Annotated in this window: 29 protein-coding genes; 15 read left to right on the plus strand and 14 right to left on the minus strand. The window is 57.2% G+C overall.

Features of this window, described 5'->3' with window-relative positions:
* Positions 1-21 precede the first annotated feature (21 nt).
* Together KIN_RS03485 and KIN_RS03490 are read right to left on the minus strand one after the other, a co-directional pair.
* Positions 22-762 carry an SDR family NAD(P)-dependent oxidoreductase gene (locus KIN_RS03485; protein WP_159804554.1) on the minus strand — a complete coding sequence of 247 codons (741 nt, stop codon included), beginning with the start codon at positions 760-762 and terminating at the stop codon, positions 22-24.
* A gap of 93 nt (positions 763-855) precedes the next feature.
* Positions 856-1,254 carry a GFA family protein gene (locus KIN_RS03490; RefSeq protein ID WP_159804555.1) on the minus strand — a complete coding sequence of 133 codons (399 nt, stop codon included), beginning with the start codon at positions 1,252-1,254 and terminating at the stop codon, positions 856-858.
* Positions 1,255-1,498: 244 nt separating this feature from the next.
* Between KIN_RS03490 and KIN_RS03495 the strand changes: the two genes are divergently transcribed.
* Positions 1,499-1,834, plus strand: a complete 336-nt coding sequence (locus KIN_RS03495; RefSeq protein ID WP_159804556.1) for a protein tyrosine phosphatase family protein — start codon at positions 1,499-1,501, stop codon at positions 1,832-1,834.
* A gap of 57 nt (positions 1,835-1,891) precedes the next feature.
* Here KIN_RS03495 and KIN_RS03500 read toward each other — a convergent pair whose 3' ends face one another.
* Positions 1,892-3,094 (minus strand): pyridoxal phosphate-dependent aminotransferase, encoded by a 1,203-nt coding sequence (locus tag KIN_RS03500; RefSeq protein WP_159804557.1) that lies wholly within the window; start codon positions 3,092-3,094, stop codon positions 1,892-1,894.
* 113 nt (positions 3,095-3,207) lie between these two features.
* Here KIN_RS03500 and KIN_RS03505 point away from each other — a divergent pair, with 113 nt between their 5' ends.
* From KIN_RS03505 to KIN_RS03515, 3 genes are all read left to right on the plus strand, one after another.
* Positions 3,208-3,603 carry a helix-turn-helix domain-containing protein gene (locus tag KIN_RS03505; protein ID WP_159804558.1) on the plus strand — a complete coding sequence of 132 codons (396 nt, stop codon included), beginning with the start codon at positions 3,208-3,210 and terminating at the stop codon, positions 3,601-3,603.
* Positions 3,603-3,863, plus strand: a complete 261-nt coding sequence (locus KIN_RS03510; protein WP_159804559.1) for a succinate dehydrogenase assembly factor 2 — start codon at positions 3,603-3,605, stop codon at positions 3,861-3,863. Before KIN_RS03505 ends, KIN_RS03510 begins: the two co-directional genes overlap by 1 nt.
* Positions 3,864-3,955: 92 nt before the next feature.
* Positions 3,956-4,453, plus strand: a complete 498-nt coding sequence (locus tag KIN_RS03515; protein WP_174239089.1) for a MarR family winged helix-turn-helix transcriptional regulator — start codon at positions 3,956-3,958, stop codon at positions 4,451-4,453.
* A gap of 72 nt (positions 4,454-4,525) precedes the next feature.
* Here KIN_RS03515 and ccmD read toward each other — a convergent pair whose 3' ends face one another.
* The 4 genes from ccmD to ccmA all read right to left on the minus strand — a co-directional run bounded on the left by ccmD (position 4,526) and on the right by ccmA (position 6,907).
* Positions 4,526-4,783, minus strand: coding sequence for a heme exporter protein CcmD (gene ccmD / locus KIN_RS22650; RefSeq protein ID WP_373281634.1), 258 nt, complete (start codon positions 4,781-4,783; stop codon positions 4,526-4,528).
* 30 nt (positions 4,784-4,813) lie between these two features.
* The gene (locus KIN_RS03525) at positions 4,814-5,542 is read right to left on the minus strand and encodes a heme ABC transporter permease (RefSeq protein WP_159804560.1); all 729 of its coding nucleotides are present in this window, start codon (positions 5,540-5,542) and stop codon (positions 4,814-4,816) included.
* An 85-nt stretch (positions 5,543-5,627) separates the two neighbouring features.
* Positions 5,628-6,284: a heme exporter protein CcmB gene (gene ccmB / locus KIN_RS03530; RefSeq protein WP_159804561.1), complete on the minus strand. Its 657-nt coding sequence runs from the start codon at positions 6,282-6,284 to the stop codon at positions 5,628-5,630.
* Positions 6,281-6,907, minus strand: coding sequence for a heme ABC exporter ATP-binding protein CcmA (gene ccmA, locus KIN_RS03535; RefSeq protein WP_159804562.1), 627 nt, complete (start codon positions 6,905-6,907; stop codon positions 6,281-6,283). Before ccmA ends, ccmB begins: the two co-directional genes overlap by 4 nt.
* 174 nt (positions 6,908-7,081) lie before the next feature.
* On the opposite strand from ccmA, the gene acnA reads away from it, so the two are divergent.
* The 3 genes from acnA to KIN_RS03550 all read left to right on the plus strand — a co-directional run bounded on the left by acnA (position 7,082) and on the right by KIN_RS03550 (position 11,293).
* The gene (acnA, locus tag KIN_RS03540; RefSeq protein WP_159804563.1) at positions 7,082-9,853 is read left to right on the plus strand and encodes an aconitate hydratase AcnA; all 2,772 of its coding nucleotides are present in this window, start codon (positions 7,082-7,084) and stop codon (positions 9,851-9,853) included.
* A 201-nt stretch (positions 9,854-10,054) separates the two neighbouring features.
* A complete protein-coding gene (locus KIN_RS03545) occupies positions 10,055-10,501 on the plus strand; it encodes a methyltransferase family protein (RefSeq protein WP_159804564.1) in 447 nt (148 codons plus the stop codon).
* A gap of 81 nt (positions 10,502-10,582) precedes the next feature.
* Positions 10,583-11,293 carry a DUF1223 domain-containing protein gene (locus KIN_RS03550; protein WP_243144802.1) on the plus strand — a complete coding sequence of 237 codons (711 nt, stop codon included), beginning with the start codon at positions 10,583-10,585 and terminating at the stop codon, positions 11,291-11,293.
* Between the two features lie 3 nt (positions 11,294-11,296).
* On the opposite strand, the gene KIN_RS03555 is transcribed toward KIN_RS03550, so the two are convergent.
* From KIN_RS03555 to KIN_RS03580, 6 genes are read right to left on the minus strand one after another with little or no spacing between them, the layout of a single operon-like run.
* Complete coding sequence (locus KIN_RS03555) at positions 11,297-12,193, minus strand: lysophospholipid acyltransferase family protein (protein ID WP_159805338.1); 897 nt, start codon at positions 12,191-12,193, stop codon at positions 11,297-11,299.
* Positions 12,194-12,214: 21 nt separating this feature from the next.
* Positions 12,215-13,075 (minus strand): DMT family transporter, encoded by an 861-nt coding sequence (locus KIN_RS03560; protein ID WP_159804565.1) that lies wholly within the window; start codon positions 13,073-13,075, stop codon positions 12,215-12,217.
* 22 nt (positions 13,076-13,097) lie between these two features.
* Complete coding sequence (nthA, locus tag KIN_RS03565; protein WP_159804566.1) at positions 13,098-13,736, minus strand: nitrile hydratase subunit alpha; 639 nt, start codon at positions 13,734-13,736, stop codon at positions 13,098-13,100.
* Positions 13,737-13,739: 3 nt separating this feature from the next.
* Positions 13,740-14,015: an SH3-like domain-containing protein gene (locus KIN_RS22655; protein ID WP_159804567.1), complete on the minus strand. Its 276-nt coding sequence runs from the start codon at positions 14,013-14,015 to the stop codon at positions 13,740-13,742.
* Positions 14,012-14,344: a ScnB-like protein gene (locus KIN_RS22660; RefSeq protein ID WP_373281635.1), complete on the minus strand. Its 333-nt coding sequence runs from the start codon at positions 14,342-14,344 to the stop codon at positions 14,012-14,014. The genes KIN_RS22655 and KIN_RS22660 overlap by 4 nt, the downstream gene beginning before the upstream one ends.
* Before the next feature lie 9 nt (positions 14,345-14,353).
* A complete protein-coding gene (locus KIN_RS03580) occupies positions 14,354-14,782 on the minus strand; it encodes a protein tyrosine phosphatase family protein (protein ID WP_159804568.1) in 429 nt (142 codons plus the stop codon).
* Between the two features lie 293 nt (positions 14,783-15,075).
* On the opposite strand from KIN_RS03580, the gene KIN_RS03585 reads away from it, so the two are divergent.
* Positions 15,076-15,252, plus strand: a complete 177-nt coding sequence (locus KIN_RS03585) for a hypothetical protein (protein WP_159804569.1) — start codon at positions 15,076-15,078, stop codon at positions 15,250-15,252.
* 23 nt (positions 15,253-15,275) lie between these two features.
* Here KIN_RS03585 and KIN_RS03590 read toward each other — a convergent pair whose 3' ends face one another.
* The gene (locus KIN_RS03590; protein ID WP_159805342.1) at positions 15,276-16,499 is read right to left on the minus strand and encodes an acyl-CoA dehydrogenase family protein; all 1,224 of its coding nucleotides are present in this window, start codon (positions 16,497-16,499) and stop codon (positions 15,276-15,278) included.
* Positions 16,500-16,589: 90 nt separating this feature from the next.
* Between KIN_RS03590 and KIN_RS03595 the strand changes: the two genes are divergently transcribed.
* The 7 genes from KIN_RS03595 (at position 16,590) to KIN_RS03625 (ending at position 24,904) form a co-directional block, all read left to right on the plus strand.
* The gene (locus KIN_RS03595) at positions 16,590-17,618 is read left to right on the plus strand and encodes a phosphotransferase (protein WP_159804570.1); all 1,029 of its coding nucleotides are present in this window, start codon (positions 16,590-16,592) and stop codon (positions 17,616-17,618) included.
* Complete coding sequence (locus KIN_RS03600) at positions 17,615-19,378, plus strand: enoyl-CoA hydratase-related protein (RefSeq protein ID WP_159804571.1); 1,764 nt, start codon at positions 17,615-17,617, stop codon at positions 19,376-19,378. The genes KIN_RS03595 and KIN_RS03600 overlap by 4 nt, the downstream gene beginning before the upstream one ends.
* A gap of 136 nt (positions 19,379-19,514) precedes the next feature.
* Entirely contained in the window at positions 19,515-20,771 is a 1,257-nt protein-coding gene (locus KIN_RS03605) for an ABC transporter substrate-binding protein (RefSeq protein WP_159804572.1), read from the plus strand.
* A gap of 64 nt (positions 20,772-20,835) precedes the next feature.
* Positions 20,836-21,861: a carbohydrate ABC transporter permease gene (locus KIN_RS03610; protein WP_159804573.1), complete on the plus strand. Its 1,026-nt coding sequence runs from the start codon at positions 20,836-20,838 to the stop codon at positions 21,859-21,861.
* 3 nt (positions 21,862-21,864) lie between these two features.
* A complete protein-coding gene (locus KIN_RS03615; RefSeq protein WP_159804574.1) occupies positions 21,865-22,746 on the plus strand; it encodes a carbohydrate ABC transporter permease in 882 nt (293 codons plus the stop codon).
* 4 nt (positions 22,747-22,750) lie between these two features.
* Positions 22,751-23,797 (plus strand): ABC transporter ATP-binding protein, encoded by a 1,047-nt coding sequence (locus KIN_RS03620; RefSeq protein WP_159804575.1) that lies wholly within the window; start codon positions 22,751-22,753, stop codon positions 23,795-23,797.
* A 78-nt stretch (positions 23,798-23,875) separates the two neighbouring features.
* Positions 23,876-24,904, plus strand: coding sequence for a calcium-binding protein (locus KIN_RS03625; RefSeq protein ID WP_159804576.1), 1,029 nt, complete (start codon positions 23,876-23,878; stop codon positions 24,902-24,904).
* Positions 24,905-24,964 lie beyond the last annotated feature (60 nt).

Consider the following 24,964-nt stretch of genomic DNA (forward strand, 5'->3'; position numbering starts at 1 on the left):
AGCAGGTAGCTTAATCAATGCCTAGTAGGTCGCGCGACCGCCGGACAGATCGAAGACTGCACCCGTGGTGAAGGCATTTTCGGCGCATACGGCCCATGCGATCATGTTCGCAGCCTCCGCGACCTCCAAGAATCGTCCCCGTGGAATTTTCGAGAGCATGTACTCGATATGCGCCGCACTCATCTGATCGAAGATCGGGGTGCGTGCGGCAGCCGGTGTCACGCAGTTGATCGCGATGTCCTTGTCGGCGTTCTCTTTTCCGGCAGATTTGGTGAACCCGATGACGCCCGCCTTCGACGCAGAGTATGCGCAGGCGTTGGGATTGCCTTCCTTGCCCGCGATCGATGCGATGTTCAGGATACGTCCGTAGTTTCGGTCCCGCATACCGGGGATAACTGCTTTGTTGGTATTGTAAGTGCCTGTGAGGTTGACCGCGATGATCTGGTGCCAAGCTGCATCATCGTAGTCCTGTATTGGCATGTTCGGCCCTGCGATCCCCGCTGAATTCACCAGAATATCGACAGGCCCCAGGGCGCTTTCGGTCACAGCAAGGGCTTCTCTGACCGATGCCGCATCGCTGACATCACAAATCGTTGCAAAGCCGCCCAGCCTGTTCATTGCGTCTGTGTTTTGCTCGGCGTTCATATCCCACGACGCCACTTGCGCCCGCGCGCGCGCCAGCCGGTCTGCAACGGCCAATCCAATCCCCTGCGCGCCGCCGGTGATGACAGCTGTTTTTCCGGTAAAGTCCTGCTTGGTCATGCCAATCCTCCCCTTTGCTGACCGTGCAGTGATTGAGGCGAGGGGGCAAGCATCCGGTGCTGGTCCGGAACAGGCCAGCTCAGCCTCATGCACTCATGACCGGGTCGGATGACCTTGGAACTGTTGTGCTGCGTCGCAAATTTCGTACCAGGAGGGTTTCTCAGCGACAAACTCATGAAACTGGTTTCGAACCTCGAACGCGTCATCAAGCGCGTTTGCCGAAATTGGAAAGGTGTCGTCATCCGATAGAATTTCGCCCAGCGAGGTGCCGCAGATCTGGCAGAAGCACCGGCTGTATAGGTAAGGGGCCGCGGGTTGGAAGGTTGTAAGCTTTTCCTTGCCTTGGACCCATTCCAGATCGCTCTTCTTGATGAACACGATTGCGCTTGCGCCGACTTTCCGGCAGCGAGAGCAATGACAGGTGCCCATCATCGACGGTTCAGCCAACACTCTAAATTTCACCGCTCCACAGCAACAACTCCCTTGAATCATGTGTCAAACCCTCCTCTGATAATGCTTCGAAGCACTAGAACAATAAGTGAACATTTGGGGCGACACAACACGTTCGATCTCCCATCCAGCCAATGGCGATCTCTTCGTTGAGGGAGATCAATGTCTATTTCTGCGGTCGGACTAGGCTTGGTGGCAGCCGCAGTCTGATCAGAACGGACGGTGGCATCTGGGTCCTGAGGGCTCCGCTTGGACCCGTGAACCCCCTTAACGGCGGAGACCGCGCATGAAACTGAACAAACTGTCGGATATTTTCAGCACGACGGGACAGATCTCCAGCAGCGATTTTCCCGTGATCCGCGCTTTGGGATTTCGGTCGGTCATCTGCAACCGCCCGGATGGGGAAGATATCGCCCAGCAACTATTTAAAGAGATTGAGCCGTTCGCCGCCAACGCCGGATTGGAGATCGCGTATGTTCCGATCTCTCGAACCGGTGCCGATGATGACACACTGCGTCGCTTTCAGGCTGCGTTTGACCGGCTGCCAAAACCCGTGCTCGCGTTTTCCGGGACGGGATCGCGATGTCAGGACATTTACAAAAAAATCGCAGCTGGGACGTAGCGCACCCAGGACCTGGCTGACCTTCCGGCCATCAAGCCCCGGATTTATTCACGGTGTTCAGTTTAAACCCGCGCAGAATTTCTGGATGCGCGTGCAAGCTTCCTTAAGCGCCTCATCCGACGTCGCATAGCTGACGCGGAAGTTGGGGCTAAGACCGAAAGCAGCGCCAAAAACCACTGCCACGCCTTCCTCTTCCAAGAGGGCCGTTGCGAAGGTCTCGTCATCTTCAATCTTCGCGCCCCCCGCTGAGGTCTTTCCGATGCAGCCCGCGATGGAAGGGTAGACGTAAAACGCCCCTTCGGGTTTCGGACAACTGATCCCGTCGGCTGCATTCAGCATCTCGACCACCAGATCACGACGACGCACAAACATCTCATTGTTCGGTGCGATGAAGTCCTGCGTCCCGTTCAAAGCCTCGACCGCGGCCCATTGGCTAATGGAGCAGGGGTTCGACGTGGATTGAGACTGAACCTTTCGCATCGCCGCGATCAGCTTTTCTGGTCCTGCCGCGTAGCCGATCCGCCAGCCGGTCATGGAATAGGCTTTGGACACGCCATTTACGGTCAGTGTCCGGTCATAAAGCGCCGGTTCGATCTGGGCAGGCGTTGTGAATTCGAAACCGTCATAGGCCAGGTGCTCGTACATATCGTCGGTCATCACCCAGACATGAGGATGACGCATCAGAACGTCGGTCAGCTCTTTCAATTCTTCCTTCGAATACCCTGCGCCGGTCGGGTTCGATGGCGAGTTGAAGATCAGCCACTTTGTTTTGTCCGTGATTGCGTCTTCCAACTGGTCCGCGGTCAGTTTGAAATTCGTCTGGAGCGAGGCTTCCGCAATCACCGGTGTGCCGCCCGCAAGAAGAACCATGTCCGGATAGCTCACCCAGTAGGGCGCCGGGATCACAACCTCGTCGCCCTCGTTCAGAGTCGCCATCAGTGCGTTATAAAGTATCTGCTTGCCGCCAGAGGCCACGCTGACCTGCGATGTTGTGTAGTCCAGCCCGTTGTCGCGCTTGAACTTGGCGCAGATCGCCTCCTTCAACTCGGGAATGCCGTCGGGCGCCGTGTACTTGGTTTTACCGGCATCAATCGCGGCTTTTGCGGCCGCCTTGATGTTATCGGGCGTATCGAAGTCCGGCTCGCCCGCACCCAGGCCTATGACGTCCTTGCCCGCGCGCTTCAACTCTGCAGCTTTTTGCGTTACCGCGATGGTCGGCGACGGTTTTACGCGATCGAGTGTCTTTGACAGAAACGACATGGGCCATACCTTTGTGTGCTGTTAAGCCGTGCAAAGATGTCTTATTTGTTGGACGTCAGGCGCACAAGGCCGGTTGGGCCGCAAACACTTGGAAACGATCAGAAGGTTTCAGCATGGAAGATTTTCAAGACGGATCGTATTTTGGCAATGAAGCGGCAACGTTCGGTGACAGGGTGGTCGCTGCGCGCGAGGCCGTGGGATTGGGCCAGCAGGATCTCGCTAAGAAGCTGGGTGTGAAACTCAAGACGGTCCGGGGCTGGGAAGATGATCTGTCAGAGCCGCGCGCCAACAAGCTGCAGATGATGGCGGGGCTGATGAATGTCTCGATTGTCTGGCTTTTGACGGGGGAGGGGGACGGCCTGCCCGATCCTGAAGCCGAAGCGAATATGCCCGCCGATGTGAAAGAGCTTCTTTTGGAATTACGCCGCACGCGGGCCGAATTTGCACGGATGACAGATCATTTAGGTGGTTTGGAAAAACGCCTGAGCAAACTTCTGGCGACCGCATAATGGGCGAGACGCGCGAAATTCGCCTTAAGCGCCTGCGCCTACGATCTTGGCGACGCGGGATCAAGGAGATGGATCTGATCCTTGGTGGGTTCGCGAATGCAGGGCTGTCGGGATTGACCGACGCGGAACTCGAACTTTACGATCAGATGCTCGAAGAAAATGACCACGATTTATATCAATGGGCCTCAGGTCAGTCCGCGACACCCGCCGCCTACGATGATTTGATGCGTCGGATCGTGCGCGAAACAACGGCAATTTGAAAAAAACAACAGAAGCACACCCAACTTAACTCAATATTTGGGAATCTGGTGCCAATGTCCCGCCAAGAGCAGTGAATGGCGGAGAACACTTCATGAGTAAATACGAACGGATGGCCAACCCGTCAGCACGGGATTTTATGTCTGGTTATCTGGAGAGTTTGGCGTTGGTCGAACGGCTCCACCGCCTTTTGTTGGATGTAATCAAGGATGAGTTCGAAAGACTTGGTGTCCTTGATATCAACGCCGTTCAAGCGCTGCTCCTGTTCAATATCGGTGACAACGAAGTCACCGCGGGTGAGTTGAAGTCGCGTGGCTATTATCAGGGTTCCAACGTTTCTTATAATCTCAAGAAGCTGGTTGAGATGGGATATATGCATCATCAGCGGTGTGAGATTGACCGGCGATCGGTGCGGGTTCGCCTGACCGAAAAGGGCCGTGAAATCCGCGATCAGGTGTCCGATCTGTTCTCGCGTCATGCGGGCGGCCTTGAGGAAAAGGGTGTCATCGGGATGAACGGCATTGACGAGATCAACGCAGCACTCCGCCGGATGGAACGCTATTGGGCCGACCAGATCCGCTATATCTACTGATCTAATTCCCATCGGATATCGCTGGTGATCTGAGATTGACGAGTTTTCGAGCAGACTGTCTGTAAAGGCAGGTTACTGGGGGGCGACCGCATCGTTGGCAGAACCTGCCGCAGCGGTCGTCTTCTTTTTTGCAGCGGTTTCGTGTTCGGCGGTCTTGTTGCCGGCCTGTGTTCTGGCATAGGCGGTCTCGGCATCTGCCAATTGCCGTTGGACCAAACGCGCGCGCCAGAGGGACAGCGCGACAAGGATCACGACCAAAGCAATCGAGGCTGCATAGGAACTGAGAACAGTCCCGGCATACTTCCCCAGATCCGGCATGAGGCTAGACATCTCTGGGCGGCCTTAAATCTGAGATAAATGTCATGCGGTTTGCTCCCGACGTAACAGTGCCTTCAGACGCCGGGCCCTTATCTCTGTCCGCGTGCGCAACAGCACAAGTGCGAGAAACAACAGGACAAAGCCCGCGATGCTGACAAGCAGGGGGTGATAGAAAACGTCCGCCACATTCTTTTCCTTGTCCAAAGACAGGGACGCGCCCTGATGCAGACCTTGGTTCCAGAAGTTCACAGCATAGCGGCTGAGCAACGCAAAAACCGACCCAACAAGACAGAGGACAGAGGTCAGATCGGCTGCTGTATCCGGATCTTCGATCGCCTCCCATAAGGCCATGTAGCCGAGATAAAACAGAAAAAGGATCAGAAACGATGTCAGACGCGGATCCCATGCCCAATAGGTGCCCCAGAGCGGCTCCCCCCAAATAGCCCCTGTTGCCAGAGCTATTAGTGTCATCGTCACGCCAACGGGCGCTGCCGCCTTGGCCGCAAGGGCCGAGACATGGTGACGTCGAACAAGCCAGACCAGCGAGGCAACCAGCATCATCAGCCACGCGTTGATGGCCATCAGCGCTGACGGGACGTGCAGATAGATGATTTTAACGGTTGAGCCCTGACGGAAATCATCCGGCGTGAAGAAAAAGCCCCAGACCAATCCGACACACAGGCAGACCACTGCAGACACAGTGACATACGGAAGAAGCCAGCCCGACGTCTCCATGAATTTCTTGGGATTTGCGTATTTCCAAATCGACATGGCGAAAACCTAAGGGACCGCTACGCCGGGGGCAATGGGCTCAGACGTAAGACCACGGTCTTTTGTTCGCGACACCTTCTTCCGCCTAGCGCAGGTTGATGCGGACAGCCGCCGCCGTTGCAAAAGGCAGGATCGCCAGAGCGCCTGCGGTGATGCCGCCCAGAAACAAAAGCGGCGTTGCCGTTGCCAAACCGTCCGCCCCCCTGCGCACCACTTCTGCCCCGAAGATTAGGGTTGGGATATACAACGGCAGGACGAGAATGGACAACAGCAACCCGCCGCGTTTCAGGCCGACGGTCAACGCAGCGCCGAAGGCCCCGATCAGCGACAACGCAGGTGTCCCGATTGCCAGTGTCAGAACCAGCCAGAAAACTGCGCTGGTGGGCAGGCTCAGGAGCAATCCCAAAATCGGCGCCGCGAGTGTCAGCGGCAGCCCGGTCGTCAGCCAATGGGCGGCGGCTTTTGCCAAAGCCAGCGTTTCGAGCGGCAAGGGTGAAGTTGCCAAAAGATCCAGAGATCCGTCTTCGAAATCGAGCTGAAAAATCCGATCCAAAGACAAAAGACACGACAACAGGGCGCCCACCCAGAGGATGCCGGGCGCGATGCGGCTGAGCAGCTCTGACTGCGGGCCAACGCCAAATGGCACAAGAACCACGATGATCAGGAAAAATGCCAGCCCCAGACCGAAACCGCCGCCACCTTTAACAGCAAGGGCCAGATCACGCTGGAGAACTGGAATCACGACAGTGCCTCATCAAGAAACGGATCATGCTCCGTGCCATCCGCAGAGGCGGTGAACTGGCTGATGTCCAAGACGCGGGCCGTGTCGAGACCAAGATCGATATGGGTTGCGATCAGCGCCACACCACCGCCCGCCATATGCGCGCGCACCGCATCCGCAAACCGGCCGACGTTCTGCGCATCTAGGGACACCGTCGGTTCATCAAGACACCAGATCGGGCGGTTCGTCAAAGTAAGCCGGGCCAATGCCAGACGGCGTTTCTGACCAGCAGACAGGTACTGGGCAGGGCGGTCCACAAGATCGTGCAAACGAAACGCGTCCGCTGCCGGTGCGATGTCACCACTGCCGTAAACTCGCGCCCAGAACCGGAGATTTTCGCCCGCGGTCAATTGCGCCTTCAGCCCATCCGCGTGCGCGGCATAGGCTACATCATCTGTATCATGTGTCAGGGTGCCACCCGCGGGTGGTGTTAGACCTGCAAGGCAACGCAGCAGGGTGGTCTTTCCGGCCCCGTTTGGACCTCGGAGAATCAGGGCTTGGCCGTCTGGAACATCGAAATCCACGCCCTCCAGGATGCGCGTGCTCCCACGCTCACAGGCAAGATTTGAAACAGAAATCCCCATTTGACCCGCTTACCGCAAAGCACCTGAGCCGAAAAGGCGCAGTTATGACAAAATCAGTATGCAATTGCATACAATTATTGTCGCAGAAGGCGTTTCGGCCCTTGATCGGCCATGAACTATGGGGCATGACGCCTGCAATAGCCGAGATTCATATCCTGTATTTGGAGGGCCCTCATGCCAATCGTCGTCGGACAAGACACCTCAAAAACCCGCAAATCTCTGAAAGTTGGCGACAAAAGTTACGCCTACTATTCGATCAAGGCCGCCGAAGAGGCTGGCTTGGGCGACTTCTCCAAACTGCCTGCAGCGCTCAAGGTCGTGCTGGAAAACATGCTGCGCTTCGAAGACGGCAAGACGGTCTCAACCGATGACATTAAAGCTTTTTCCGAGTGGCAGGAGAACGGCGGTAAGAACCCACGCGAGATCGCATATCGCCCCGCTCGCGTGCTGATGCAGGACTTTACCGGCGTGCCCGCAGTGGTCGATCTGGCTGCGATGCGTGACGGTCTGGTGGCGCTTGGGGGCGACGCCGAAAAGATCAACCCACTGAACCCGGTCGACCTCGTCATCGACCACTCAGTCATGATTGACGAGTTTGGTAACCCCCGCGCATTCCAGATGAACGTGGACCGCGAGTATGAGCGCAATATGGAGCGCTATACCTTTCTGAAATGGGGTCAGTCTGCCTTCAACAATTTCCGCGTGGTCCCACCCGGAACTGGCATCTGTCACCAGGTAAACCTTGAGTACTTGGCGAAAACTGTTTGGTCGGACGAAGATCAGAATGGCGAGGTCGTTGCCTATCCTGATACGCTCGTGGGCACAGACAGCCATACGACGATGGTCAATGGTGCCGCTGTCCTTGGCTGGGGTGTCGGCGGGATCGAGGCTGAGGCGGCCATGCTGGGTCAGCCAATCTCGATGCTGATCCCTGAAGTTATCGGCTTCAAACTGACCGGCGCGATGATGGAAGGGACGACCGGGACCGATTTGGTTCTGAAGGTCGTCGAAATGCTGCGCGAGAAGGGTGTTGTCGGCAAATTCGTAGAGTTCTACGGCGAAGGTCTCGACACGTTGCCGCTCGCGGATCGTGCGACAATCGGCAACATGGCCCCGGAATACGGTGCGACGTGTGGGTTCTTCCCCATTGACGACGAAACGCTGCGCTATCTGACGACCACCGGTCGCGATCACGAGACGATTGCGCTGGTCGAAGCCTATGCAAAGGAAAATGGTTTCTGGCGTGACGCGGATTATGCGCCGACCTACACGGATACTCTTGAGTTGGATATGGGCACCATCGTGCCTGCGATTTCCGGCCCAAAACGGCCGCAAGACTATATCGCGCTCGATAAGGCGGCAGAGACGTTCCACGCCTATATCAAAGGCCAGCGACCAGAGCCTTCGGCAAATGCGAACGCCAAGCAGGACTGGACGGGCGAGGGCGGTCAGCCCGCACCACACAGTATTCCGGGTGATATCGGTCATCACAACGCTGCTGAAGTTGAAGGTGAAGATTACAAGCTGCATGACGGGTCCATCGTGATTGCGTCAATCACGTCCTGCACGAATACGTCGAATCCCTACGTTATGATCGGTGCGGGTCTGGTTGCACGGAAAGCCCGCGAAAAAGGGCTCAACCGCAAGCCATGGGTGAAGACATCGCTCGCACCCGGCTCGCAAGTGGTGTCCGCCTATCTGGAGGCGGCGGAATTGCAGGAAGACTTGGATGCTATTGGGTTCAACCTCGTGGGGTATGGCTGCACGACCTGCATTGGGAACTCTGGCCCGATTCAGAAGGAACTTTCGGACGCCATCAACAAAGGCGATCTGATTGCGACGTCAGTTTTGTCAGGCAACCGGAACTTCGAGGGTCGGATCAGCCCCGACGTGCGCGCGAACTACTTGGCGTCGCCTCCGCTGGTTGTGGCTTATGCGTTGGCAGGTGACATGAATGTCGACATTACGAAGGAGCCGCTGGGACAGGATCAGGATGGGAATGACGTCTTCCTGAAAGACATTTGGCCTTCCCAGAAAGAGATCGCGGAACTGGTCGAGCAGACCGTGACGCGCGAAGCCTTCCAGTCGAAATATGCCGATGTCTTCAAGGGCGATGACAAATGGCAAGGCGTGGAGACCACAGACAGTCTGACCTATGACTGGCCATCAACCTCGACCTACGTTCAAAACCCGCCCTACTTCCAAGACATGGGAAAAGAGGCCGGAACGATCTCGGACGTGAAAGACGCTAAAGTTCTGGCTGTTCTCGGCGATATGATCACGACGGACCACATCTCTCCAGCTGGGTCGTTCAAGGAGTCCACACCTGCGGGCAAGTATCTGACAGAGCGTCAGGTCGCGCCGCGCGAGTTCAACTCCTACGGGGCGCGGCGTGGCAATCACGAGGTGATGATGCGCGGCACATTCGCCAATATCCGCATCCGCAACGAGATGCTGGACGGTGTCGAAGGTGGCTACACGAAAGGCCCCGACGGTTCGCAAATGTCGATCTTCGACGCAGCGATGGCTTATCAAAAGGACAGCACACCGCTGGTCATCTTCGGGGGCGAGCAATACGGCGCCGGATCGTCACGAGACTGGGCGGCGAAAGGCACAGCGCTTCTGGGTGTGAAGGCCGTAATTGCCGAGAATTTTGAGCGTATCCATCGCTCCAACCTCGTGGGCATGGGCGTGATCCCGTTCGAATTTACGGGCGGAGATACCCGCAAGTCGTTGGGTTTGACCGGTGAAGAAACCGTTTCGATCTCCGGGCTGGAGGGTGATCTCAAGCCGTTGAGCGAAGTGCCTTGCACAATCACCATGGCGGATGGCAGCGTGAAAGAGATCACGCTGAAATGCCGGATCGATACGGCGATCGAGAAAGAGTATGTCGAGAATGGCGGTGTGCTGCACTATGTTTTGCGCAACCTCGCCAAGGCGGCTTGATCCTGTCACATTGAGCGGCTGACGCCGCCCTAGCTTTGAGCCCGCCCCTAGTCGGGGCGGGCAATTGCCGTCTCTTGTTGCGATTGGGAAATCTTGCAAACGCGCTTTGCGTTGAGGTTGTTGTGTACCTTCGGCGAGAGTATTTGAGCCAGAAAGAAGGGCCGTTTTGACAAGTCGGGCGCAGCGCTGTTTGATGGTGATATGAAGGGTTTTCCTGACCTCCCGCCGCTTTGGCTTTTGCTGTTTTTGGCACTCAACTGGGCGATTGCCAAAGCCATCCCCGGTAACCCCGGCAGCCGTTTTCTGGATACATTGAGTTGGGGTTTGATCGGGATAGGTCTTCTGCTTATCGGATGGTCGGCCTTGTGGTTCTGGCGGCGCAAAACGACGATTGAGCCACACCACACACCGGATGCGCTGATCGTCGAGGGACCCTACAAGGTTTCCCGCAACCCGATTTATCTTGCCTTTGTCATTATTCTAATCGGCGCGGTAATTGGTCGTGGGCAACCTTTGAACCTTGTCCTTGTTCCGTTCTTTTTTGGCGTTCTCAGCCGAAGGTTCGTGCTGCCGGAGGAAGCCGCGCTGCGTGCGGCTTTTGGGGATGAGGCCACGCTTTATTTTGAGCGCACACGGCGCTGGTTATGACAATTCATCGCAAAGGGTTGATTGGAAGCGGTTGCGCTGATGGCTTAGCTGTCGTCCAATGAGATGCCGGGGATATGAGTTATGCGTGCGATGAAGCGGGTTTTGGCAGCTGCCGTACTGGGCACTTCAATTGGATCTGGGATGGTTGGTGCAGCCATAGCTGATCCCGTATTGGTCGAATTGTTCACGTCACAAGGATGCTCTTCCTGTCCCCCTGCTGATGAGATTTTGGGTCAGTTGACGGACCGGGATGATGTCGTCGCCTTGTCGCTGCATGTGGACTATTGGGACTATCTTGGATGGAAAGACCCCTTTGCCTCGCCGGCTTTTTCGGAGCGCCAGCGCGCTTATGCGCGCGCGGCAGAGAAAACTATGATCTATACACCACAGATGGTCGTGGGAGGTCGAGATCACGTCGTTGGCACAAAGGCGATGAAGCTGGCCGCAGATATCCAGCGTCATGCGGAACTACCCGATCGGGTTCAGCTTGAGGTCGGGCGCACCGGAGACACACTCAAGATCAAGGCCGACATGCTGGTCGATATCAACAGCGACGTGATGGTTTATCTCGTCCGCTATGATCCGAAGAAGACGACAAAGATTATCAAGGGCGAGAACTCGGGCAAAACGCTTGACTACCACAATGTCGTCACTGACTGGACGGCGCTTGGGCGGTGGACGCCGAGCGCACCTTTGACTGAAGAGGTCAAGATCAGCGGCGACAACCCCGCGGTCGTGATCCTTCAGGAAGGCATGTCCGGTCCGATCCTGTCCGTGGCCCGGATTGACTGAGCCTTAGCCAGTGCGCTTTCGGATTTTGCGATCCGGTTTCCAGCGGCGGTGGATCCAGAACCATTGATCCATGTGCCGGCGCACCTGTTTTTCAAGTGAGGTGGTGAGTGCTTGAGTGATATCCTCTGCGCTTCCCTCCGGGATTGGGGCTTCGCAAACCACCTCGAAGTCCAATCCGTTGGGCTGTCTTATTCCGTAAATCGGGACCACCAAAGCGTTGTATTTTAGCGCAAGTTCGGCGGCCGAAAGCGCAGTGGGCGCGGGTTGCCCGAAGAAGTCCATCGGAACACCGTCGCGCATGTACTGGTCGATCAGGATGCCGACCATACCCCCATCCCTTAGAAACCGGATCAAGCCTGACAGCCCTTTCCGCCCGCGGGGGAACACCGGCGTTCCGATCTGCTCCATCGCGGCGACGTAATGCGGATTGAAATAGAGATTGTTCATTTCGCGGTAGAGACCGCCAACGCGAAAGCCGCGTGCGATCAGGGCGGCCCGCGGCACGTCGTAGTTTCCGAAATGTGCTGTCACCAGGAGGACCGGGCGGCCCTCGTCCCGTGCAGTCTCCAGAGTTGCGACGCCCGGACCGGTCAGCGGCGCATCAGAGAAGCGTGCCGTGAAGTCCGTGCCCGAATAGATCTCGATCAGGGTTCTACCCGCGTTGTTGGGGACTTGGCGCACAAGTCGGTCGACCTCCGCTTTGGGAAGATCGGGCATCACATGGGCCAGATTTTCACGAATGCGTTTGTCATAGCCCGCCAAGGGCGACACGATGCGCGAGACGATCCAGCCTGCGAGTGGGATGCGCCACCGATATGGTAGGGCCAAAGCCGCCGCAATGAGCGCGCGGATCACCAGATTGGAGGCGAACTCCGCAGGGCCTTTTCGGACGGAGGTGATGTTGCCAAGAGCCATGTGGTGTCATGCACTTTTTCGGGTTTCGCGACGCCACACATAAAGTCCGGCGGCCACGATCACAAGCGCGCCGATGAGCGTGGCGGTATCCGGCAAATCGCCGAATATCGTGATCTGGAAGATGACGGCCCAAAGAAACGAGCAGTAGAAAAATGGGGCGAGGATCCCGGCTTCGGTCAAGCTGAGCGCCCGGATCAGGAACAGCTGACCTGCCGCACCAAAGGCGCCGATGCCAATGAGGAACGGGATGTCGGATCGCTCAAGCGGCACCCATGTGAACGGCATCGCAACGGTCAGCACGACGGTCGCAAAAAGCGCTGAGTAGAAAAGCGACGTCCAGACATCCTCATCCGCGCCTACGAAACGAGTGGTGAGGGCGTAGCCTGCATAGCAAAGTGTTCCGATCAGCGGCAGGAAAGACCACGGCGTAAAGGCTTCGGTTCCGGGTCTTATGATGATGAGTGCGCCACACAGACCGATGAGCACGGCAATCAATCGAGCCGGGCCAAACCGTTCTCCAAGAAAAATAGCGCCGCCTAAGGTAAGCCAGAGCGGGGACAATTGTGAGATTGCGATGCTTTCCGCCAGATCCAATCGCAGGTAGGCCGCGAAAAAGAAAACAGAAGCAGCAAAGAGGAAAACCGACCGGACGGCTTGCAGTCGCGGATACTTCGTTTTCAGGACCTGCCGCGCGCGGGGGGTGATCAGGGCGGTGACGATCACCATTTGAACTGCGTAGCGCGCCCAGAGCGTTTGGGTGATGTGAACGCGGCTGGCCAAAAGCTTCGCCATCAGATCCATACCCGTGAACATCAGCCCGGCAAGAAGGAAGATGGCGATCCCGCGGGCCGTGGGGCTTTGGATCATGCGTTGCTCGCTCGCAAGAGGCTCATGCGGGGGATTTGGGAAGACCCACGCCAATCATGCTGTCACGGGTCACAAGTGCGGCGAGTGCGTCGCTGTCCATGCTGTCCGTCCCTTTAGGGCGCGCGGGCAGGACGATGTAGCGCATGTCGGCCGTACTGTCGTGAACCCGAAGCGTTGTGTTTTCCGGCAGATCAAGGCCGAACTCCGACAGAACTTTGCGGGGTTCTTTTACCGCCCGTGATCTATATTCCCGCGTTTTGTACCAATCCGGCGGAAGGCCAAGAAGGTTGCGCGGATAGCACGAGCAAAGCGTACAGACGATCAAGTTATGAGTGTCCTCGGTGTTTTCCACCGCGACAAGATGCATCGGACCGATGTCGAATCCCATCTCACGGGCAGCGTCAGAGCCGTTGGCCAGAAGCCGTGCCTTGAATTCCGGGTCGCTCCACGCACGCGCAACGACCCTAGCGCCATTGGCCGGGGTCCGGGCGTCCATTGCGTCGATCTGTGCGGACACTTCAGCGGCGCTGACCTCTCCTTTTTCGATCATAAGCTCGCGGACGGCGATTTCCATCGTCTGCCAATAGCTGAGCGGACCGTCATTGTCTTGGCGATAGGGGTGACCTGAGGGGGAAAGGTGGTCGTGGTGATCATGGGGCATGGCTCAGGCCTCCTCAAGCCAATGGGCATAAACCTCGGCGTCGAGCGTATCTTCGGGCCGTTCAGCGTCGCTGCCCCAGATTTCTGCCATTGAGAAACGCACGCGGTAGAGCTCACGCTTGGGGGCGGGCAGGGCGTATGCCCGTTGCTCCGGATTTTCGAACGGACCAAGTGCGCGTTCAATTATGCCGGTACGCCCGCGCAGGTAATTTGGTGTTCTGATATGTCCCGGCGGGGACCACGCGCGGATGCGTACACGGGTGCCAGGTGTAAGGTTCATTGCGCGGCTCCGTAGGTTTCGCCCCGCGCTTCGACCTCGGCCATTTTCGAGCCAAGTTCTTCCAGTGAATACACACCTGCTTCGATCAGGTTCTGGTTGATCGCAGCGATCCAGCGCTCGTAATAGGTCATCTTCTCGAACGCGTCTTCGCCCATATCTTCAAGGGCCCGGCGGAGGCCATCGACAGTAAAATGTCCCCGGGCGGCCCCGAGGATCATCAGCGCGTCCACACGCTTTTCCCAGAGGGCGAAATCATGGCTGTCCATCGGAATGGACCCTGCCGGATCACCTCCCATATCGTGCCAACGATGATCTGGTGTTTTGCTCATGGCGCCACGCTAGGGCGCGGGCTGACGCTGCGCAAGAGTGTCAATCTGGCTGCGCAGTTGCTCCAGCGGATAGCCCGCGTCCGTCAACGCCTTGATGATGTCGTCCGTCGGTTGCTTGCCTGCCTGCGCCAAGGCCCATAACACCGCGGACCGCGTACCGGACGCACAATAGGCGAGCACTTTGCCTGTCATCGCCTGCCCCTGCACTTCGATATGATCAAGCGTCATCTGGTTCATGGACACCGGGTTGTCGGTAAACCCCATGCCTGCGCCCACGACCGCATCGCGGATCACATCGGGTCGTTCGTCGGGCGCGCTCTCTCGTGGCGGTCTGTTGCAGATCACATGGGTGAAGCCAGCGTCCGCCAGCAGGGCAACGTCTGCGACGGTGATTTGCGGGGCAACGGCGAAATCGGGGCTGAGCGGGCGGATATCCATGGAAATCTGATACGACGGCTGGCGGGCAGGGTCCAGAGAGCTGCTGGGCGTCGCAAATGTTTCACAAAATTACATGTTGACGGCGGGGTTTCTCCGACGCGAGGCCGTTAACCTTTGTTTGTTTGCGTTTTCACCAACTGTCTATACTTTGGTCGTTGTGCGGATTTTCGCTCAATTTAGGGGTAACCCACACCAAGACCCATATTTCAGAAGTTAAATTGATTTAAATTAAAGTTCCGAGTTCCCATCTTTGTAACACTGATTTTGACCTTAGAGCCTGGGAGGACAGTAGAGTGACACAATCGCTTTTGGCACATGAACTGACAGAGATTCTTGAGAAGATGATGATGGACCCGGCCAACTTGGCAGGCAAAAGCCTGTATGGGACACCCGAGAAAGAGGGCGAGAAAGAACAGGCGACAAAGTACGCGTCGGATGACGAAGACTTTTTCGACAACATGCCCGTCTAGAAGCGATCCAAGACTGTTTTAATCTAGACTTTTTCCTGCGTGTATTTCCTCAACTCCGCCCGGGCGACCTGACGTCGGTGCACGGCGTCCGGTCCATCTGCAAGCCGTAGCGTCCGTAAATGGGCCCACTGTCGCGCAAGCGGCGTGTCCTGTGAAATACCCATCGCGCCAAACATCTGAACCGCCTGATCGGTGATCGCGAGAGCGATACGCGGCGCTTCCACCTTGATCTGGGAAATCCAGGGCGCAGCAGCGCGGGGATCACCCTGATCCATCATCCAAGCAGCCTTCAGGCAGAGCAGCCGCGCCTGTTCGATCTGCATCCGCGCGTCAGCGACATAATCATAGTTTGCCCCAAGTTGGGCCAGCGGTTTGCCGAAGGCCGTCCGCTGCAAGGACCGCTTACACATCAGTTCCAGCGCACGTTCTGCCATGCCGATGGCTCGCATGCAGTGGTGGATCCGGCCGGGGCCAAGTCTGCCCTGAGCAATTTCAAAACCACGACCTTCCCCCAGCAACATATTTTCTACGGGCACGCGCACATCTGCGAACTGGATATGCATATGGCCGTGGGGGGCTTCGTCGTCGCCGTAAACCTCCATCGCGCGCAGCTTTTCAATCCCGGGCGTCTCTGCATCAACGACGATCATCGAATGCTGGCTGTGGCGTGGCCCGTCTTCGGCAGTTCGCACCATGATGATATAGACCGCGCATCGAGGATCGCCCGCGCCGGTGGCCCACCACTTCTCGCCATTGAGTACATAGCTGTCCCCGTCGCGAATACACGAGAGCGAAATGTTTGTCGCATCGGACGACGCCACATCGGGTTCAGTCATGAGGTAGGCCGAGCGGATCTGACCTTCCATCAATGGGGTGAGCCATCTGGATTTCATTTTGTCGGTGCCGTAGCGTGTGAACACCTCCATGTTGCCGGTGTCGGGTGCGTTGCAGTTGAAAACCTCTGGCGCGAGATGAGCTTTGCCCATTTCCTCGGCCAGATAGGCGTACTCGACTGTTGTCAGTCCCGGACCACATTCTTCGGTCAACCAGAGGTTCCAAAGGCCTTGTGATCTCGCCTTGGACTTCAGCATTTCCAAAATCTCTGTCTGGCGCGGACTGAATTGCCATCGATCGCCGTTCGATACCTCGGAAAAGTATTCGTGTTCCACAGGTGCGATGTCGTCGCGCACCATCTGTGAAACCTGATCGCGCAAGGCCGCCGCTCTGTCGCTCAATCCCAGATCCATCATCGCAGCGTTCCTCTTTCATGGTTGCAACGAACTTCCGGTGCCGGTGGGTTCTTGTCAATCGGCGTGACTTGCCTAAACTCCGGCACCATGGGGGATTTTTCAGATATCACGGTCGAGACCATCGGGCCTTATCTTGCGCAGCACCTGCCCGAGATCGGTGCGCTTCAGGCTATTGAAAAGTTTTCCGACGGGCAGTCGAACCCGACCTACAAACTGACCTGCGGCAACGGTGTTTACGTGCTGCGGTCCAAGCCGCCCGGTATCCTGCTGAAATCCGCCCATCAGGTCGAGAGGGAATACCGCGTGATGGCGGCTTTGGCCGATACGCCCGTTCCTGTTCCGCACATGCTCCACCTAGTTACCGATAAAACCTCGCCCATCGGGCGGGCCTTCTTCGTGATGGGTTATCTTGAAGGGCGGATCTTTTTTGATCCGGCGCTTCCGGATTGCAGGACGGCTGAGCGGAGCGCGATTTATCTTGCGATGGCGAGGACCTTGGCAAAGCTTCATGAGGTCGACCCGGCGGCAGTTGGCCTGGCGGATTACGGTCGACCGGGAAATTATTTCCAGCGCCAGACCGAGCGCTGGACGGGCCAGTATGCGGCGTCCAGAGTTACCCAAAACGCTGCAATGGACGCGCTGTCAACGTGGCTGCTGGACAATATCCCGGCGGATGATGGGCAAGCGACACTCGTCCATGGCGACTACCGACTGGATAACATGATCTTCGCATCCGACAGGGCAGAGGTTCTGGCGGTGCTTGATTGGGAACTGTCGACGCTCGGTCATCCGTTCGCCGATCTGGCCTATCAATGCATGCAGTGGCAGTTGCCGAACCAAGGCGGAATGCGGGGGCTGGCGGGCGTCGATCGCGTTGCGCTCGGCATCCCAACCGAGGACACGTATATCGACCTCTACTGCGCCGAGCGGGGGATCGCCCGTCCGGATGGCTGGCCGTTCTACTTGGCCTTCAGCTATTTCCGGTTGGCCGCGATCCTTGAAGGTGTGGTGCGCCGCGCCCATGACGGCAATGCCTCAAATCCGCAGACAGCAAAAGCCTATGCCGCCGCCATTCCTATTCTAGCGGGACAAGCCATGGCCCTGATCAACGCATGACAGACAAAGTCACGCAAACCCGCATTGGGGCGCAGGCCGTCTTGCGCATCGACAACCCGCCAGTCAACACGTTGACCGCAGAGGTGCGGCGCGAACTGCTGGATGCGTTCGACGAAGCCGTCGCGGCGGCGGATGTTACGGCGATTGTTATTGCGGCGAGCGGGCAGACCTTTCCCGTCGGGCGCGATATCTACGATCTTGACCGCCCGGCCTCGCCCCCTGACTTGCGTCTTCTGTGCGAGCGCATCGAAGCGTCACCCAAGCCCGTGGTTGTCGCCCTTCACGGCACTGTTCTGGGCGGTGGATTGGAACTTGCAGTTGCAGCACACCACCGGATCGCGCGGGTCGGAACACAGCTTGGTTGCCCTGAAATTAGCCTCGGCCTTCCACCCTGCGCCGGTGGAACGCAGCGGATCCCTCGCCTGATCGGCGCGGACGGCGCGCTTGATCTGATGCTCTCCGGGCGGATGATTGATGCCGCGCAAGCACTCAAGCTGGGCCTTGTTGATGAAGTTACTGATCTGGACCTTGAGCAGGCAGCGATCGACTACGCCTCGGTCTGTGGGGTGCGGCGCACGTCCGACCAGCGCATCCGGATGGAGGATGGCGCGCATTTCCTTCAGTCGGTGGAAGCACACCGTGCCAAGAGTGGTAGTTTCGTCGCCGTCAAGATTGTCGATTGCGTCGAGGCCGCGCTGCTTTTGCCGATGGAAGCGGGCCTGACCCTTGAGGCGGAGGCCTTTGCCGAATGCGCGGCGTCCGACGTCGCGGTTGCCTTGCGTCATATTTTCTTTGCAGAGGAAGCTGCAGCACAGGTTGTCGCAAAAGACGTGCAGCCCGTGCGACATCTCGGGCTTGTAGGCGGTGCTGATGTTGCAATCCTTGCGCTGAACTCCGGTTTAACGGTCACGCTGGTGTCGCCCGACCGTGCCGAGGTGGAGGACGCACTGGATCATGTCGGCGCGCATTTTGAAGTGGCCGTCGCCAGCGGAATGCCGGAGGTTCAGGCCGTTAACGCCCTCTCGCGCCTTAGCTGCATGACCGAATTTGCCGCGTTGGCGGAATGTGATCTGGTCTTGGATCAGAGCGGCGACACCCCTGATCCTTGGTGGGAGCTGGACGGCGACCTGCCAGATGTACTTGCGCGAGAGAACATCTTTTCAATGCGCCTGCAATTTCCCGCGCGGGGCGCAAAGCTGGCAGAGATCACCACCCATTCGGATACTCAGCCGGAAACTGTCGCGAAGGTGATGCAAACTGGGCGGCAGATGGGGCGCGTTCCGCTCTGTGTAGACATGACAGAAGGAGGCTTGATCGAAACACTCGTCTCCCGGATGGAGGTGTTGATGGGACATCTGGCCCCCGTCGCGAGCAGTGACATTCTGAGTGCTGCGCTTAGCGATGTAGGGCTTCCCGCGGCGGCTTTCACAGTTCCAACCGCGCCGCTTGAGGATGAGCGCTTGCCCGTCGCCGCGGTGCGCGAACGACTGGAATGCTGGCTGATCAACGAAGCCGCCTACCTGATCAGTGCCGGTGCCGTCACGCAGCCCACCGATGTTGATGTCGCACTTGTTCATGGTCTGGGGTATGCCCGCACCCGCGGTGGGCCGATCCTGCAAGCCGATCGCATTACCCCGTTCGAGGTCGTCCAGCGTATAAAGCGGTTTGCCTTGGAAGATGGCAGCCATTGGCATGCCGCAGACCTGCTTCAAAGGCTGGCAAATGAACGTCAAAAATTCCGCGATCTGAAAAAGACATAGACCTTGCAAAGCCGGTTCAGCCTTGCGAGAGTTTCATTTATCGGTTGCGAATACGTATTCACACCCCAAAAACGCCCTTGAAATGAGGCGCATAGTTTTCCGGTCAGCTTGGCCGAGTACTCAGGGAGACGATCAAATGAAACATCTCAGGACCGCTTTCTTGTCGGCCACGGCTGTGGCGACATTGAGCACAACCGCTTTCGCCGAGGCCCATGCCACATGCGATATCGCCGAGGGCCGTGTGTCCATCGTGGGCAACGAATTCCCTGCGATCCAGACGATCGGCAAAGGCGCACAGGCTTGTGCGAACGACGCCGTCGAGATCAAAACAAATCTCACCGCAGACCATCAGAAGATCAACGTTGCGGGCATGACGGGGAACCCAGCGGAATATACTTCGGCGATCGTGGCGAACTCTTCCATCGTGGCGCTGATGAACGAAGATGTGATCCGGCCACTGGATGATCTGGTGGCAGAGTATGGGCAGGACTTACGGCCAAACCAGCTTGTCACAGTCGGCGGCAAGGTCATGGCGGTCGCGTTCATGGCGAATGCACAGCATCTTGTCTATCGCTCCGATATTTTGGAACAGATCGGTGTCGACGCACCAACGTCCTACGAAGAGATGCTGGAAGCGGCCAAGATGATCCGCGATCAGGGTATCCTCGAAAATCCAATTGGCGGGCCGTACAAAGCCGGTTGGAATCTCGCGCAGGAATTCAACAACATGTATATCGGCTATGGTGGCCAGTTCTTCAAAGACGGCTCTGCCGAAGTTTCTGTCAATAACGAGCAAGGTGTCGCCGCGCTTGAGATGATGAAGGCGCTCTCTGAATACATGAACCCGGATTTTCTGACCCATGACAGCAACCTGACATCGGCTGAATGGAAGGCCGGGAACGTTGCGATGATGCATATGTGGGGCAGCCGCGTGGAACCGCTGCGCGAGACGGAAGGGTCTAATGCGGACGTTTCCGAGAACACAGCGATTGCGGGTCCTCTGACCGTTGGTGGCGGCTCTGTACCGGCCACAACGCTCTGGTGGGACGGCTGGACCGTCGCCAAGAACATTTCTGACACGGACGCGGAAGCCACATTCAAAGCGCTGAAGGCAGCGATCGATCCGTCGATCCTTAGTGACGAAGAGGTGTCACGCCAAGCGGTCTGGTTGCTTGAAGGCTACGAGCCAACACCAGCGGCTGAAGGCGTATTCGCTGCAGCCTCCGCCGATGCCGTGCCATATCCGATGCTCCCCTATCAGGGTCTTCTTCACACGGCGCTGGGTGCCGAGTTGTCGGACTTCATGCAAGGCAAGGAAACCGCTGAGCAGGCACTGGCGGATGTCGAAGCGGCCTACACCGCTGCGGCAAAGGAAGCGGGCTACCTGCAGTAAGCAGACACGGGGAAGGGGGCGGGTGCCCCCTTTCTTCTTTTCTCCATAGTCTGGATGCATCGCGATGAAGCACCGCACGTTCTTCTGGTTTTTCCTGCCCAGCGGGCTGGCGATGTTTCTCTTTATCTTTTTACCGATCATCTCGGTTGTCAGCCAATCCGTTCACACGCCCCATGATGCTGTTCTGATCACGGTCGAAAATTGTGGGCCCTTTGGCTGCAAGGAAGAAACCACCGTCGACAACGAGGCCACGGAAGCCCTGCGCGCAGCACAGCCCTTGGGCAAGTTCGTGGGCCTTCAGATCTATCTTGATCGAGGTCATCTGGCCGTCAACGAGGTTGCCGCTGCGTGGCGCAATGCCGACAGCATGGGCGCGTTTTTCGACCGGGTCGGTAATCTTCCTTTCTACCGCGCGATGGCTTTCACGCTGACCTACACGCTCACGGTCACGCCCCTTCTGATCATTCTGGGTTTCATGATCGCGTTAGGGGTGAACGTCTTGAATAAGAAGATCAAAGGTCTCGTAATCTTCTTTTCGCTTCTACCGATGATCGTGACGCCATTGATCGGCTCTTTGATCCTGTTCTGGATGATCGACAGTCGCGGGGTGGTGGGCTCTGCAATCCAGTGGATGATGAATGATCCGACCTTGTCCCTCAAAGCCTCCACCGGGCTGACATGGATTACGTTGATTGTTTATGGCGTCTGGCACTCTGCGCCATTCGCCTTTGTCGTGTTCTATGCGGGGTTACAGACCTTGCCGCAGGATACGCTTGAGTCCGCCGTGATCGACGGCGCGAGCCGCTGGCAACAAACCCGCTACGTGGTGATCCCCCACCTGATGCCGCTAGTGACATTCGTGGCGCTGATCCAATTGATGGACAATTTCAGGGTGTTTGAGCCCATCGTGGGCTTCAATGCTGAGGCGCACGCCACCTCGCTCAGTTGGATCATTTTCAATGATCTGAGCGGTGAGACCCGGCTTTTGTCGTCTGCGGCTACCACCTCGGTGCTGACCATTTTGGGCGTGGCAATCCTGCTGTCGCCGGTGCTTGTGCGCACGTGGCGCGACTTCAACGGAAAGGCCTGAGCGATGTCCTCAACCGCCCGTCGTATGCCCACAAGCCTACGTATTCTGACCACTGGTTTCATTGCGATCTGGCTTGTCCTTGCGGCGTTTCCATTCCTCTGGACCCTGTGGGGGTCGTTCAAGGTTGAGCTTGATTTCTTCTCGATCTCGGACTGGACCGACGCGCTGACCGGGCCGCGCACCGAAGCGATCTATGACAGACCGTTTACTGGTGCCGGCTATGAAGGCGCGTGGGTCCAAGAAGAGTTCTGGCGTGCGGTTCTCAACACATCGATTGTGTGCTTTTTCGTTGTGTGTACATCGCTGACCTTCGGCACGCTTGGGGGCTACGCGCTCTCTCGGTCGGGTTACCGCTACACCTTCTGGCTTTTGATCGCCGCACTGATCTTCCGCGCGATGCCGCCGATCACTCTGGTTTCAGGCTACCTGCAACCGTTCTTCGCCTGGAACCTTTGGGGGATACTACCGACCACAATTATCGTGCTGGTGGCCATCAACCAGCCATTCACCCTGTGGATGCTGCATTCGTTCTTCATGAAGATCCCGAAGGATCTGGACGAGAGCGCCAAGGTTGATGGCTGTACGCAGTTTCAGGCGTTTCGGTACGTAATCATTCCGGTGATGTGGCCGGGGGTGATCACAACTGGTTTGTTTTCGTTTCTTTTAGCCTATAACGACTTCGCCGTCACCGCGATGCTGCTGTCGAAAGAAAACCAGACGATGGTCCCAAAGATCGCCAGCTTCCTTGGCACCACGCAGGTCGAAGGGAATGTGATGTTCGCCGTGGCGGCCGTTGTGTCTGCCACCGCACCGCTTTTCGTGTTGGTGCTGTTCTTCCAACGTCAAATCGTCAGCGGCCTGACCGCCGGCGCTGTGAAAGGCTGATCCAATGGCCGAGATCGTACTCAAAAACGTCAACAAGCGCTGGGGTAATTTTGTCGGTGTGAAGGACTTCGATCTGACCATTCCAGATCGGGAGTTTCTGGTGCTGCTCGGCCCTTCGGGTTGCGGCAAGACGACCACGATGCGAATGATCGCAGGGCTGGAGGACCCCACCGAAGGCGAGATCTGGATCGGGGACCGGATGGTCAACAACGTTGATCCAAAAGACCGCGATATCTCCATGGTGTTCCAGTCCTACGGGCTCTACCCGAACATGAATGTCTATGAGAATATCCGCTTTCCATTGAAGGTTCGCAAAGTGCCTGAGGCCGAGCACAAGGAACGTGTGATGCGCGCCTCCGCCATGGTGGAACTGGACGATTTCCTGCACCGCAAACCGGCGGCCTTGTCGGGTGGACAACGTCAGCGCGTCGCCTTGGCGCGCGCCATTGTTCGTGAGCCGAATGTCTTTCTCATGGACGAGCCGTTGTCCAATCTGGACGCGAAATTGCGGGTGTCGACCCGCGCGCAGATCAAGAACCTGAGCCATGAGTTGAAGGTCACGACGATCTACGTCACCCATGACCAGATCGAAGCTATGACACTGGCTGACCGTGTTGTGGTGATGGAAAAAGGTATCGTGCAACAGGTCGGCACGCCCACAGATATCTACGACAACCCGGCCAACACCTTTGTGGCCAGCTTTATCGGAAATCCCGCCATGAACCTGATGGAAGGGGAACTGAAAGACGGTGTGTTCACCGGTAAGAACGTCACCATCCCGGGCCTGACCGGTTCGAACGGCCCTGTGACGCTCGGCTTTCGGGCAGAAGACGCATCGATTGCCACCAGCACGGGCCAAATCGACGCCCCGGTCTATTCCATGGAGCTTCTGGGCGATGCGACGATGGTCACCGTCAAGGCAGGTGGCGCGCTGGTCGCGGTGAAGGCCGATAAAGAGTATCGCTCCGAAATTGGTGCGCCCGTTTCAATTGCCGTGCCCGCCGAAATATGCCACCTTTTTGATGTCGCAACCGGTCAACGCCTGACCTGATCTATTTGACGCGACTGTTTTTTAACCAGTGATTGTCGGGGCGGCTTAGGTCTGTCTCGAGACAAAGGAGTTGTGAGTATGCTTTTGATTGGCGGCGAATTTAAGGACATTTTGACAGGCGATTTTGGCGATGACGTTCTAATCGGTCTAGCAGGTGATGACCGGCTTTTGGGTCGTGGCGGGCGCGACACATTGATGGGCGGAAAAGGCAACGACGCGCTATTTGGTGAAGACGGCGATGACGCACTTTGGGGCGAGGCCGGCGATGATCGTATGTGGGGTGGTTCTGGAAACGATGAGCTCAACGGCGGCAGCGGTAACGACTACCTTGATGGCGGTAAAGGGGACGACAAGATCACGGCTGGCGTCGGTGACGATGAAGTTGTCGGCGGGGAAGGTATGGATACGCTGCAGCTTTCCGTGTTGAATGGCTACGGCTACACCGTCGATTTGGAGGCCGGGACCGGATCTCACATCAAGAATGTAACCTATGGTCCATCAGGCAGCATTGTGGTCGGGCCAGGATGGCATTTTGAGGATACCATTCCCAACTACACGTATGACACCCTGACAGTCAGTGAGATCGAGAATATCGAGGGCACGGACTACAATGATATTCTGCTCGGTGACAGTGGCTCGAATTTCATTTACAGCGGCGACGGGGATGATGTGATCGACGGAAGGGACGGCGACGATTATCTGCAGTCTTTTAGCGGGACGAACACGATGATCGGGGGTGCTGGTGATGACACGCTCTATATCGCCAATGGCGCGCGGGCCGAAATGACGGGCGGTGAAGGTGCGGATGAATTTGAATTTATTCTAATTGAGTCCGGTGACGGGGGGCAAGTTGGGATTATAACTGATTTCTCTTCCGCAGAGGGCGATAGGATTACAATCCTCGGAAACGACCGGCTCTACTTTCAGGAGGATGATATGGTGACGCCCGGTGGCGGACACGAGGTTCGACTGATCCAGCAAGAGGGGTCAGGCAGAGCACGCGTCGAGATTGAGGGCAACGGTTTCAGTTCTGGCGATTGGTGGATCGACGTCATTCTTGCCAATCCCGGTGAAATCTTGACCACCGACGATTTCTTCATCTTCTGATCAGCGCTTTTCATGTTTTCCCGGTGATGCGCGCGCGCTAGTCTCCCCCGGCTGAGTGTC

Origin of the sequence: Litoreibacter roseus (assembly GCF_009811795.1) — a bacterium.
Classification (GTDB): Bacteria; Pseudomonadota; Alphaproteobacteria; order Rhodobacterales; family Rhodobacteraceae; genus Litoreibacter; species Litoreibacter roseus.

Coding starts and splice junctions, on each gene's coding strand:
- KIN_RS03485 (WP_159804554.1), bottom strand. CDS start 762: ATGACCAAGCAGGACTTTACCGGAAAAACAGCTGTCATCACCGGCGGC.
- KIN_RS03490 (WP_159804555.1), bottom strand. CDS start 1,254: ATGATTCAAGGGAGTTGTTGCTGTGGAGCGGTGAAATTTAGAGTGTTG.
- KIN_RS03495 (WP_159804556.1), top strand. CDS start 1,499: ATGAAACTGAACAAACTGTCGGATATTTTCAGCACGACGGGACAGATC.
- KIN_RS03500 (WP_159804557.1), bottom strand. CDS start 3,094: ATGTCGTTTCTGTCAAAGACACTCGATCGCGTAAAACCGTCGCCGACC.
- KIN_RS03505 (WP_159804558.1), top strand. CDS start 3,208: ATGGAAGATTTTCAAGACGGATCGTATTTTGGCAATGAAGCGGCAACG.
- KIN_RS03510 (WP_159804559.1), top strand. CDS start 3,603: ATGGGCGAGACGCGCGAAATTCGCCTTAAGCGCCTGCGCCTACGATCT.
- KIN_RS03515 (WP_174239089.1), top strand. CDS start 3,956: ATGAGTAAATACGAACGGATGGCCAACCCGTCAGCACGGGATTTTATG.
- ccmD (WP_373281634.1), bottom strand. CDS start 4,783: ATGTCTAGCCTCATGCCGGATCTGGGGAAGTATGCCGGGACTGTTCTC.
- KIN_RS03525 (WP_159804560.1), bottom strand. CDS start 5,542: ATGTCGATTTGGAAATACGCAAATCCCAAGAAATTCATGGAGACGTCG.
- ccmA (WP_159804562.1), bottom strand. CDS start 6,907: ATGGGGATTTCTGTTTCAAATCTTGCCTGTGAGCGTGGGAGCACGCGC.
- acnA (WP_159804563.1), top strand. CDS start 7,082: ATGCCAATCGTCGTCGGACAAGACACCTCAAAAACCCGCAAATCTCTG.
- KIN_RS03545 (WP_159804564.1), top strand. CDS start 10,055: ATGAAGGGTTTTCCTGACCTCCCGCCGCTTTGGCTTTTGCTGTTTTTG.
- KIN_RS03550 (WP_243144802.1), top strand. CDS start 10,583: ATGCGTGCGATGAAGCGGGTTTTGGCAGCTGCCGTACTGGGCACTTCA.
- KIN_RS03560 (WP_159804565.1), bottom strand. CDS start 13,075: ATGATCCAAAGCCCCACGGCCCGCGGGATCGCCATCTTCCTTCTTGCC.
- nthA (WP_159804566.1), bottom strand. CDS start 13,736: ATGCCCCATGATCACCACGACCACCTTTCCCCCTCAGGTCACCCCTAT.
- KIN_RS22655 (WP_159804567.1), bottom strand. CDS start 14,015: ATGAACCTTACACCTGGCACCCGTGTACGCATCCGCGCGTGGTCCCCG.
- KIN_RS22660 (WP_373281635.1), bottom strand. CDS start 14,344: ATGAGCAAAACACCAGATCATCGTTGGCACGATATGGGAGGTGATCCG.
- KIN_RS03580 (WP_159804568.1), bottom strand. CDS start 14,782: ATGGATATCCGCCCGCTCAGCCCCGATTTCGCCGTTGCCCCGCAAATC.
- KIN_RS03590 (WP_159805342.1), bottom strand. CDS start 16,499: ATGGATCTGGGATTGAGCGACAGAGCGGCGGCCTTGCGCGATCAGGTT.
- KIN_RS03595 (WP_159804570.1), top strand. CDS start 16,590: ATGGGGGATTTTTCAGATATCACGGTCGAGACCATCGGGCCTTATCTT.
- KIN_RS03600 (WP_159804571.1), top strand. CDS start 17,615: ATGACAGACAAAGTCACGCAAACCCGCATTGGGGCGCAGGCCGTCTTG.
- KIN_RS03605 (WP_159804572.1), top strand. CDS start 19,515: ATGAAACATCTCAGGACCGCTTTCTTGTCGGCCACGGCTGTGGCGACA.
- KIN_RS03610 (WP_159804573.1), top strand. CDS start 20,836: ATGAAGCACCGCACGTTCTTCTGGTTTTTCCTGCCCAGCGGGCTGGCG.
- KIN_RS03615 (WP_159804574.1), top strand. CDS start 21,865: ATGTCCTCAACCGCCCGTCGTATGCCCACAAGCCTACGTATTCTGACC.
- KIN_RS03620 (WP_159804575.1), top strand. CDS start 22,751: ATGGCCGAGATCGTACTCAAAAACGTCAACAAGCGCTGGGGTAATTTT.
- KIN_RS03625 (WP_159804576.1), top strand. CDS start 23,876: ATGCTTTTGATTGGCGGCGAATTTAAGGACATTTTGACAGGCGATTTT.